This is a genomic window from Streptomyces sp. MBT53, assembly GCF_016654115.1.
Taxonomy (GTDB): Bacteria; Actinomycetota; Actinomycetes; order Streptomycetales; family Streptomycetaceae; genus Streptomyces.
The window spans coordinates 1-427 of the sequence record NZ_JAEQAZ010000514.1 but is presented as its reverse complement, the minus strand read 5'-3'; the positions used below and the strand labels follow the sequence as shown (position 1 = coordinate 427).

The window sequence follows — 427 nt, the reverse complement described above, 5'->3', positions numbered from 1 at the left end:
GCCGTACCGGCCTCCGCACCCCAGGCCACCACCCATGCCGCGGCCCCCGTTCAACCCCCGGCCGGCGGACTCGACCCCCGCATGCTCTGGCCGAACATCCTGGAAGTGGTGAAGAACCGCCGCCGTTTCACCTGGATCCTGCTCAGCCAGAACGCGCAGGTCACCGGCTTCGACGGCACGACCCTCCAGATCGGCTTCGTCAACGCCGGGGCGCGGGACAACTTCAACAGCAGCGGCAGTGAGGACGTACTGAAGCAGGCGCTGTCCGAGCAGTTCAACGTCACGTGGAAGATCGAGGCGGTCGTCGACCCGTCGGGCGGCGGCACCCCGCCCCCGCAGCCGGGCGGTTCATACGGTGGCGGCGGTGGCGGTGGAGGTGGCACGCCGGGTGCACCGCCGCCGTAGCCACCCGGCGTGCCACCTCCAC

The 427-nt window shown here is 71.0% G+C and carries 1 pseudogene; it reads left to right on the top strand.

From position 1 onward, the window contains the following. Nucleotides 1-405, top strand: a pseudogene (locus JHN45_RS52540) (DNA polymerase III subunit gamma and tau); the annotation flags it as partial. Nucleotides 406-427 lie beyond the last annotated feature (22 nt).